Consider the following 9,465-nt stretch of genomic DNA (forward strand, 5'->3'; position numbering starts at 1 on the left):
ACCTGCCCCGCGCCGCAGCAGTAGGCGGCCGACGCGGCTCAGCCCCGCAACGCCTCCAGCTGATCCAGGAACCACCGGGCCGGAGGCAGCGCCGTCCCCGCCGCGGCCAGCCGCTTCGACCGCTCCGCCCGCTCCCCGGGCGGGACGGACAGCGCCTCGTGCAGCGCCTCCGCGGTGCCGGCGACGTCGTACGGGTTCACCACGACGGCGTCGCCGCCCAGCTCCTCGTACGCCCCCGCCTCCCGCGACAGCACCAGCACGCACCCCCCGTCCGAGACGAGCGGCACCTCCTTCGCCACGAGGTTCATCCCGTCCCGGATGGGGTTGACCAGCGCCACGTCCGCCAGCCGGTACGCCGCCAGCGACCGCGCGAAGTCGTCCTTCAGGTTCAGCACGACCGGCGTCCACCCGTCCGTCCCGAACTCCGCGTTGATCTCCTCGGCGACCCGCTGCACCTCGGCCGTGTAGTCCCGGTACACGGCGAGGTCCTGCCGCGACGGGTAGGCGAACGCGACGTGCACGACCCGCTCCCGCCACTGGGGCCGGTCGGCGAGCAGCCGCCGGTACGCCAGCAGGCCCCGCACGATGTTCTTGGACAGCTCGGTCCGGTCCACCCGCACGATGGTCCGGCGCGCACCGCCGTCCGGCGCCGTGCCGATCTCCTCGCGCAGCGCCGCCATCCGTTCGTCGACGTCGGCCTCGTGCGACCGCTTCCGCAGGAAGTCCCCGTCCGCCCCGAGTCCGTGCACACCGATCTCCGTGCCGCCGAGGCCGCCCACCAGCGCGTCGCAGCAGGCGGTGAACGCGTCGGCCCACCGCCGGGTGAGGAACCCGAGCCGGTCGGCGCCCAGCATTCCGCGCAGCACCTGCCCGGCGATGTCGTCCGGCAGCATCCGGAAGTAGTCCACCGGCGCCCACGGCGTGTGCGAGAAGTGACCGATCCTGAGGTCGGGCCGCAGCTCGCGCAGCATCCCCGGCACCAGCGTCAGGTGGTAGTCCTGCACGATCGCGACCGCGCCCTCGGCGGCCTCCTCGGCCAGCGCCTCGGCGAAGGCCCGGTTGAACGCCTCGTAGGACGCCCACTGCCGCCGGAACTCCGCGTCGAAGACGGGCTCCAGGGGCGTCTGGTACAGCATGTGGTGCACGAACCACAGCACCGAGTTGGCGATCCCGTTGTACGCGTCCGCGTGCACGTCGGCCGGCACGTCCAGCATCCGCACGCCGTCCTCGCCGACCCCGCGCCGCACCGCCTCGCGGTCGCCGTCGCCCAGCGCGGAGCAGACCCACAACGCGCCCGCGTCCGGCCCGATGGCCGACAGTCCGGAGACCAGCCCGCCGCCGCCCCGTCTGGCGTGCAGCGAACCGTCCTCCCGCACCTCGTACGAGACGGGCCCCCGATTGGAGGCGACCAGCACCTGAGCAGCACCGAAGGTTGAAGCCATACGCCTCAACCTAGCCCGGCCCCGAAAACCTCAAACGTGCCCGCGCGTCACTCGGGCGACGATGTGGTCACGTGACGTGTGCGAGTGATGTGAACATCTGATGATGTGCGTTCACATTTCAATCAACGGGGGGTGGGCGCCCATGCCCATACGCATGCACATGAGCCGATTCGCCGGCACCGCGGCACTGGTCGCGGCCTCCGCGCTGGCACTGGCCGGCTGCGGCGGCCCGACCGCGGACACGAAGGCGGACGAGCGGCCGGCGGCGGCCACCGCCACACCGAGCAGCGGCGGTCCCGCACCCGAGGCGTCCCCCACGCCGACCCGGAGCCCGATCCCCACGCCCACCCCCACCCCGACCACCGCCACGCTGCCGGACTTCACCGGCCGCGGCGTCGGGGCGGCCGTCCTCGCGGCGAAGGAGGCCGGCCTCGACCACGCCGTCCGGCTCCAGGGCACCGGACGGACCGCTTCCTCCTGGGGCACGGGCGAGAAGGTCTGCGAGCAGAGCGGCGGGACGGGCACCGTGACGTTCACCGTCGCCCGCGACGGCCGCGACTGCGCCGGACGCCTGCTGCACACCCCGGAGCCCACCCCGACCCCCGAACCGGGGAAGACCCGGGACACGGGCGGTTCCGGCGGAGGCGGCGGCACGGGCACCGGCGCCTGCGAGCTCACCAGCCCGGCGGGCAACTGCTACGCCGACGGCCAGTTCTGCGCCGAGAAGCACCGCGGACTGAGCACCCACGGCCGCGGCGGCGAGTACCTGACCTGCGAGGAGGACTCCGCCGGCCGCTGGCGCTGGTCGGACGGCGTCACCGGCTGACGCGGGCGGACCCGGCCCCCCGGAGCGGTTCCGGAGCGGTTCCGGAGCGGTTCCGGAGCGGTTCCGGAGCGGCCCCGGAGGGCTCACGCCACCCTCCGGGCCGCGTACTCCGCGATCTGCGCCATCGGCGGCCGCTCCTCGGTGTCCACCGGGTAGGTGCGCGGCTCGAAACCGTCCCTGCCCCGCTCGAACTGGGTCAGGGACGGCCGGACCAGATGGCCGCGGGCCAGCCGGAGCTGGGCGGTGCGGTAGATCGCGGCGGACATGCGGCCCAGGGCCTGCCCGTCCTGGTGCCGGTGCCTGCGGACGCCGACGTCGACCTGCGCGAGGGCGTCCAGGCCCACCAGGTGCAGGGCGTCGACCAGCATGCCCAGCTCCACCCCGTAGCCGACGGGGAAGGGGAGCTGTTCGAGGAGCGAGCGGCGGGCCGCGTACTCGCCGCCGAGCGGCTGGACGAAGCCGGCCAGCAGCGGCCAGTGCATGTTGAGCAGCGGCCGGGCCATGAGTTCCGTGACCCGCCCGCCCTGGCCGGCCGCCGCTTCGGTGGTGTGTCCGTCGGGCTGCGCGAGCGGGCGGTCGTACATCGCCTTGACGAGGTGGACCTCCGGGTCCGTGAGCAGCGGGCCCACGATGCCGGAGACGAAGTCGGCGGAGAACTCGCGCAGATCGGCGTCGACGAAGCAGACGATGTCCCCGCCGGTGACCAGCAGCGAGCGCCACAGCACCTCGCCCTTGCCGGGCACGGCCGGGATGCGCGGGAGTATCTCGTCGCGGTGCACGACGCGCGCCCCCGCCGCCGCGGCCACCGCCGACGTGCGGTCGGCCGACCCGGAGTCCACGACCACGAGTTCGTCGACGAGCGGGACCCGGTGCATCAGCTCGCGGCGGATCACCGCGACGATGTCGCCGACGGTCGCCTCCTCGTCGAGCGCGGGCAGCACCACGCTGACCGACTGGCCCGTGGCGCGCTTGGCGGCCATGATCTGGGAAAGCGTGCGGTCTGCCACGGACCAGGAGCGTGTGCCAAGCCAGCGCTCGACTTCTTCCAGCACGGTCGGTGGGCTCCTTCGTGATCCATCTCGCGGTTCGGACGACTGTCTCAACTGTCGTGGCCTTCGGTTACAGTCTTGAACAACGCGGCCGGCCGGTGCATGCCGGGGTCGCCGCGTGACGCGAAAAACAACCACATACCGCTCATCCAGAGGGGCAGAGGGACACGGCCCGATGAAGCCCCGGCAACCCTCCAGTCGGTTCTCGCGGATCGCCGTCGATCGCGGCGCGAGGCTCCCGGCTAGGGAAGGTGCCAAATCCGTCTCACGGCGAGATGCGTCGTGAGGAAGATGAGGAGAAAGGGCCTCGCCTCACATGGCTGTGCAGACTGTCGCAAGCAGCACCGACACCACCGCTTCCCCCGCCTCCCCCGTGGACCTGGGCCCCGCCGCGGCGCTCTCCTGCCGCGAATGCGGCCACCGCGTGCCCCTCGGCCCGGTCTTCGCCTGCGAGGAGTGTTTCGGCCCGCTGGAGATCGCCTACGACTTCTCGGGCCACGACGCCGAGGAACTGCGGAAGCGGATCGAAGCGGGCCCCGCGAACATCTGGCGTTACGCCCCCCTGCTGCCCGTCCCCGCGGACGTGGCGACCAAGCCGAACATCAACCCCGGCTGGACCAAGCTCGTCAAGGCCGACAACCTCGCCCGCGAACTCGGCGTCACCGGCGGCCTGTACGTCAAGGACGACTCCGGCAACCCGACGCACTCCTTCAAGGACCGCGTCGTCGCCCAGGCCCTGGAGGCCGCCCGCGCCTTCGGCTTCACCACCCTGTCCTGCTCCTCCACCGGCAACCTCGCCGGGGCCGTCGGCGCCGCCGCCGCCCGGGCCGGCTTCCGCTCCTGCGTGTTCATCCCGCACGACCTGGAGCAGGGCAAGGTCGTCATGGCCGCCGTCTACGGCGGTGAACTCGTCGGCATCGAGGGCAACTACGACGACGTGAACCGCTTCTGCTCCGAGCTGATCGGCGACCCGGCCGGCGAGGGCTGGGGCTTCGTCAACGTCAACCTGCGGCCGTACTACGCCGAGGGTTCCAAGACCCTCGCGTACGAGATCTGCGAGCAGCTCGGCTGGCGGCTGCCCGACCAGATCGTCGTCCCGATCGCGTCCGGCTCCCAGCTCACGAAGATCGACAAGGGCCTGCGGGAGCTGATCGAGCTCGGTCTGGTCGAGGACAGGCCGTACAAGATCTTCGGCGCGCAGGCCGAGGGCTGCTCGCCGGTGTCCACCGCCTACAAGGCGGGGCACGACGTCGTGCGCCCCCAGAAGCCGAACACCATCGCCAAGTCCCTGGCGATCGGCAACCCGGCCGACGGTCCCTACGTCCTGGACATCGCCCGCCGCACCGGCGGCGCGGTGGAGGACGTGACCGACGAGCAGGTCGTCGACGCGATCAAGCTGCTCGCCCGCACGGAGGGCATCTTCGCGGAGACCGCCGGCGGTGTGACGGTCGGCGTCACCAGGAAGCTGATCGAGAACGGCGTCCTGGACCCGACGCTCACCACGGTCGTCCTCAACACCGGTGACGGCCTCAAGACCCTCGACGCGGTGGCCGGCACCGGCCTGACCGCGACGATCCGCCCCACCCTGGACTCCTTCCGAGAGGCTGGCCTCGCATCATGAGCGTGACCGTTCGCATCCCCACCATCCTGCGCACCTACACCGGCGGGAAGGCCGAGGTCGCCGCCGAGGGCGCCACCCTCGCCGAGGTCATCTCCGACCTGGAGAAGAACCACACCGGCATCGCCGCCCGCGTCCTGGACGACCAGGGCAAGCTGCGCCGCTTCGTCAACGTCTACGTCAACGACGACGACGTCCGCTTCGAGCAGGGCCTGCAGACGGCGACGCCGGACGGCGCCGGCGTGTCCATCATCCCGGCGGTCGCCGGCGGCTGACCCGCCGCTTCGATCGCCTTCGGCGATCGGTGACACGCAGAGTTCCTGGAATTGCCCCCTCCGCGAGAGATGTGGAGGGGGTAATTCCATGTGGTTGAGCGCGGTAGAGTTGGGGAACGCGCTCCCGGCCTCCCCGGCCGGCGCCCGGAATTCCTGCCGCAGGCCCGACAAGATGTAGCCAAAGTGTGGGCACATTTCGCGGCTTTTGTTCACTTTGTGCAGCCCGACTTGACCCGGAATCAGGTGAATTCTCGCCATATTCCGGACCGGCTGCGTCCGGATTTCTCGTCCGATTGACCTGTTGCAGACGGCAGTTGTGCAGATACATTCAGCCGCGGTCGACGCGTTCCGGCGCACGCCCCCACCCATCGGGGGGCGAGGTCTGACCCGGATCCGCGAAGTGCGGGTCTGTGCAAGGGCCAGTAATAGGGGAGTTAGGCATGGCTCAGGGCACCGTCAAGTGGTTCAACGCGGAGAAGGGGTACGGCTTCATCGCGGTCGACGGTGGTGCGGATGTTTTCGTCCACTACAGCGCGATTCAGATGGACGGCTACCGCACCCTCGAAGAAGGCCAGCGGGTCGAGTTCGAGATCTCGCAGGGTCAGAAGGGCCCGCAGGCCGACATGGTCCGCCTCAGCGCCTGAGACGTGCGGCCACGCTGGCCGACGGTCTTCTCCGAAGGGCCCGCACCCCTGGGGTGCGGGCCCTTCGGCCTGCCCGGATCCGGGCGCCCGCCGGTGTTCGCCGGGGGCTGAGCACCCGCTCGATCCCCGACGGGCGCTTGCACTCGATGGTGCCGAGTGCTAATCATTGGCGTTAGCACTCTGATGGTGAGAGTGACAACGAAGGACCGGGTCGGTGAGGCCCGCGGGCCGGGTGGGAAAGGAACCCACGAGGCCGGCGAGCCGTCCGTCGCGGGCGCGGGCGCGGTCCGAAGGAATCACCCCCAGTCCTGGAGGGACCACTTCACATGGCCAAGATCATCGCGTTCGACGAGGAGGCGCGGCGCGGCCTCGAGCGCGGCATGAACCAGCTCGCGGACGCCGTCAAGGTGACGCTCGGCCCCAAGGGCCGCAACGTCGTCCTCGAGAAGAAGTGGGGCGCGCCCACGATCACCAACGACGGTGTCTCCATCGCCAAGGAGATCGAGCTCGAGGACCCGTACGAGAAGATCGGCGCCGAGCTGGTCAAGGAAGTCGCCAAGAAGACGGACGACGTCGCCGGTGACGGTACGACCACCGCGACCGTCCTCGCCCAGGCCCTGGTGCGCGAGGGTCTGCGCAACGTGGCCGCCGGTGCCAACCCGATGGCCCTGAAGCGCGGTATCGAGAAGGCCGTCGAGGCCGTCTCCGCCGCCCTGCTCGAGCAGGCCAAGGACGTCGAGACCAAGGAGCAGATCGCCTCCACGGCCTCCATCTCCGCCGCCGACACCCAGATCGGCGAGCTCATCGCCGAGGCCATGGACAAGGTCGGCAAGGAAGGCGTCATCACCGTCGAGGAGTCCCAGACCTTCGGTCTGGAGCTGGAGCTCACCGAGGGTATGCGCTTCGACAAGGGCTACATCTCGGCGTACTTCGCCACCGACATGGAGCGTATGGAGGCCGTCCTCGACGACCCGTACATCCTGATCGCGAACTCCAAGATCTCCAACGTCAAGGACCTGCTCCCGCTCCTGGAGAAGGTCATGCAGTCGGGCAAGCCGCTGCTGATCATCGCCGAGGACGTCGAGGGCGAGGCCCTGTCGACCCTGGTCGTCAACAAGATCCGCGGCACCTTCAAGTCCGTCGCCGTCAAGGCCCCGGGCTTCGGCGACCGCCGCAAGGCCATGCTCGGCGACATCGCCATCCTCACGGGCGGCGAGGTCATCTCCGAGGAGGTCGGCCTCAAGCTGGAGAACGCCACGCTCGACCTCCTGGGCAAGGCGCGCAAGGTCGTCATCACCAAGGACGAGACCACGATCGTGGACGGCGCCGGCTCCGCCGAGCAGGTCCAGGGCCGGGTCAACCAGATCCGCGCCGAGATCGAGAACAGCGACTCGGACTACGACCGCGAGAAGCTCCAGGAGCGTCTGGCGAAGCTGGCCGGCGGCGTGGCCGTCATCAAGGCCGGTGCCGCCACCGAGGTCGAGCTCAAGGAGCGCAAGCACCGCATCGAGGACGCCGTCCGCAACGCGAAGGCGGCCGTCGAGGAGGGCATCGTCGCCGGTGGTGGCGTGGCCCTGCTGCAGGCCTCCCAGGTCTTCGAGAAGCTGGAGCTCGAGGGTGACGAGGCGACCGGCGCCAACGCCGTGAAGCTCGCCCTGGAGGCCCCGCTGAAGCAGATCGCCGTCAACGGTGGTCTCGAGGGCGGCGTCGTCGTGGAGAAGGTCCGCAACCTCCAGGTCGGCCACGGCCTGAACGCCGCGACCGGCGAGTACGTCGACATGATCGCCGAGGGCATCATCGACCCGGCGAAGGTGACCCGTTCCGCGCTGCAGAACGCCGCCTCCATCGCCGCGCTGTTCCTCACCACCGAGGCCGTCATCGCCGACAAGCCGGAGAAGGCCGCCGCGGCCGCTCCGGGCGGCATGCCGGGCGGTGACATGGACTTCTGATCGACCGGTTCCGGTTGATCGACCGTCCTTCACGTACCGAGGGCGGCACTCCTGGCCACAGGCCGGGGGTGCCGCCCTCGGGCGCGTTCGAGGCCCGCGGGGGCGCGGGGCGCGGGGGTGCCGGACCGTATGAGCCGGGTCACGGATGGCGTGCGGCCGGAATGGTGGTGGCCGGCGGGCCGGTTGCACGGGGCAGGCACGCATGCGTGTGCACATACTGACCGGTACCTCCCGAGGAGCCCCCCCATGACCGTCACCGCCTCCGAAGCCGCCTCGCGCGCCGCGCGGATCCTCGCCCGCCCCGCCGTCATCAACGGCCTGACCGTGCCGAACCGCATCGCGATGGCGCCGATGACCCGCATGTTCTCCCCGGGCGGCGTCCCCGGCGACGACGTGGTCGCGTACTACGCGCGACGTGCCGCCGCCGGTGTCGGCCTGATCGTCACCGAGGGGACGTACGTCGGCCACGACTCCGCCGGGCAGAGCGACCGCGTGCCGCGCTTCCACGGGGAGGAGCAGCTGGCCGGCTGGGCGAAGGTGGCCGACGCCGTGCACGCGGCGGGCGGCACCGTCGTGCCGCAGCTGTGGCACATCGGCACGGTGCGCAGGCAGGGCGAGCCCCCCTTCCCCGACGCCCCCGCCATCGGCCCCTCCGGTCTGCGCATCGGCGAGGACGAGGCCACCGGCAAGGCGATGACGCAGCGCGACCTGGACGACGTCATCGGCGCCTTCGCCGAGGCCGCTGCCGCCGCCGAGCGCATCGGTTTCGACGGCGTGGAGATCCACGGCGCCCACGGCTACCTCGTCGACCAGTTCCTGTGGGCCGGCACCAACCGCCGCACCGACGCCTACGGCGGCGACCCCGTGGCCCGCACCCGGTTCGCCGCGGAGATCGTGACCGCCGTACGGGAGAGGGTCTCGGCCGGGTTCCCCGTGATCTTCCGGTACTCCCAGTGGAAGCAGGACGCCTACGACGCCCGCCTCGCCGAGACCCCCGAGGAGCTGGAGGCGATCCTCACCCCGCTCGCCTCGGCCGGCGTCGACGCCTTCCACGCCTCCACCCGCCGCTACTGGCGTCCCGAGTTCGAGGGCTCCGACCTCAACCTCGCCGGCTGGACCAGGAAGCTGACCGGGAAGACCGCCATCACGGTCGGCTCGGTCGGACTCGACGGCGAGTTCGGCAAGGCGTTCGCGGGCGAGGGCGCCGGCGTCGGCAGCCTCGACGACCTCCTGGACCGCATGGAGCGCGACGAGTTCGACCTCGTCGCCGTCGGCCGCGCCCTGCTCCAGGACCCGCACTGGGCCCGCAAGGTCCTGGACGGCCGCTTCGACGAGCTGGCGCCGTTCGACGCGGCGGCGCTGAAGACCCTGAGCTGAACCCCGGCCGGCTCCCGGCGCGCACCACGGCATAGGGTCCGTGGGATCACCGACTACTGCCGCACGCACGGTCGGCGGCGACCAGTCAGGAAGTGATCGATGACGAACCCCGTGACCCGGCAGGCCGAAGAGCCCGTGGAGTCCGGGCCCCCCCCCCCCCCCCGGGGGGGGGGGGGGGGGGGGGGGGGCGGGGGGGCCCGGGCCCCCCCCCCCCCCGCCCCCGGGGGGGGCGGGGGGGGGCCCCGGGGGGGGGGGGCCCCGCGCCGCGCCGTTGCCGCGTCCGAG

Annotated in this window: 8 protein-coding genes and 1 riboswitch; of the genes, 6 read left to right on the top strand and 2 right to left on the bottom strand. The window is 71.5% G+C overall.

Annotated elements, in window-relative coordinates:
• Positions 1-38: 38 nt before the first annotated feature.
• Positions 39-1,442: a trehalose-6-phosphate synthase gene (locus tag ACIRFH_RS14065; RefSeq protein WP_403520140.1), complete on the bottom strand. Its 1,404-nt coding sequence runs from the start codon at positions 1,440-1,442 to the stop codon at positions 39-41.
• A 142-nt stretch (positions 1,443-1,584) separates the two neighbouring features.
• Between ACIRFH_RS14065 and ACIRFH_RS14070 the strand changes: the two genes are divergently transcribed.
• Positions 1,585-2,268, top strand: a complete 684-nt coding sequence (locus ACIRFH_RS14070) for a hypothetical protein (protein WP_403520142.1) — start codon at positions 1,585-1,587, stop codon at positions 2,266-2,268.
• A gap of 83 nt (positions 2,269-2,351) precedes the next feature.
• On the opposite strand, the gene ACIRFH_RS14075 is transcribed toward ACIRFH_RS14070, so the two are convergent.
• Positions 2,352-3,320, bottom strand: a complete 969-nt coding sequence (locus ACIRFH_RS14075) for a glucosyl-3-phosphoglycerate synthase (RefSeq protein WP_403520144.1) — start codon at positions 3,318-3,320, stop codon at positions 2,352-2,354.
• A gap of 139 nt (positions 3,321-3,459) precedes the next feature.
• Positions 3,460-3,615: riboswitch (SAM riboswitch) on the top strand.
• 18 nt (positions 3,616-3,633) lie between these two features.
• Here ACIRFH_RS14075 and thrC point away from each other — a divergent pair.
• The 5 genes from thrC (at position 3,634) to ACIRFH_RS14100 (ending at position 9,180) form a co-directional block, all read left to right on the top strand.
• Positions 3,634-4,938, top strand: a complete 1,305-nt coding sequence (gene thrC / locus ACIRFH_RS14080) for a threonine synthase (RefSeq protein WP_403520146.1) — start codon at positions 3,634-3,636, stop codon at positions 4,936-4,938.
• Positions 4,935-5,210, top strand: a complete 276-nt coding sequence (locus ACIRFH_RS14085) for a MoaD/ThiS family protein (protein ID WP_403520148.1) — start codon at positions 4,935-4,937, stop codon at positions 5,208-5,210. Before thrC ends, ACIRFH_RS14085 begins: the two co-directional genes overlap by 4 nt.
• A 440-nt stretch (positions 5,211-5,650) precedes the next feature.
• Complete coding sequence (locus ACIRFH_RS14090) at positions 5,651-5,854, top strand: cold-shock protein (RefSeq protein WP_004929928.1); 204 nt, start codon at positions 5,651-5,653, stop codon at positions 5,852-5,854.
• 326 nt (positions 5,855-6,180) lie between these two features.
• Positions 6,181-7,803, top strand: a complete 1,623-nt coding sequence (gene groL, locus ACIRFH_RS14095; RefSeq protein ID WP_403520150.1) for a chaperonin GroEL — start codon at positions 6,181-6,183, stop codon at positions 7,801-7,803.
• Positions 7,804-8,049: 246 nt separating this feature from the next.
• A complete protein-coding gene (locus tag ACIRFH_RS14100; protein ID WP_403520152.1) occupies positions 8,050-9,180 on the top strand; it encodes an NADH:flavin oxidoreductase in 1,131 nt (376 codons plus the stop codon).
• The last annotated feature ends 285 nt before the right edge of the window (positions 9,181-9,465 follow it).

Source organism: Streptomyces sp. NPDC093586, assembly GCF_044764905.1.
Taxonomy (GTDB): Bacteria; Actinomycetota; Actinomycetes; order Streptomycetales; family Streptomycetaceae; genus Streptomyces.

Bases quoted from the DNA above. Each gene is read 5' to 3' on its own strand.
- groL (WP_403520150.1), top strand. From the start codon at position 6,181: ATGGCCAAGATCATCGCGTTCGACGAGGAGGCGCGGCGCGGCCTCGAG.
- ACIRFH_RS14070 (WP_403520142.1), top strand. From the start codon at position 1,585: ATGCCCATACGCATGCACATGAGCCGATTCGCCGGCACCGCGGCACTG.
- ACIRFH_RS14085 (WP_403520148.1), top strand. From the start codon at position 4,935: ATGAGCGTGACCGTTCGCATCCCCACCATCCTGCGCACCTACACCGGC.
- ACIRFH_RS14090 (WP_004929928.1), top strand. From the start codon at position 5,651: ATGGCTCAGGGCACCGTCAAGTGGTTCAACGCGGAGAAGGGGTACGGC.
- thrC (WP_403520146.1), top strand. From the start codon at position 3,634: ATGGCTGTGCAGACTGTCGCAAGCAGCACCGACACCACCGCTTCCCCC.
- ACIRFH_RS14100 (WP_403520152.1), top strand. From the start codon at position 8,050: ATGACCGTCACCGCCTCCGAAGCCGCCTCGCGCGCCGCGCGGATCCTC.
- ACIRFH_RS14065 (WP_403520140.1), bottom strand. From the start codon at position 1,442: ATGGCTTCAACCTTCGGTGCTGCTCAGGTGCTGGTCGCCTCCAATCGG.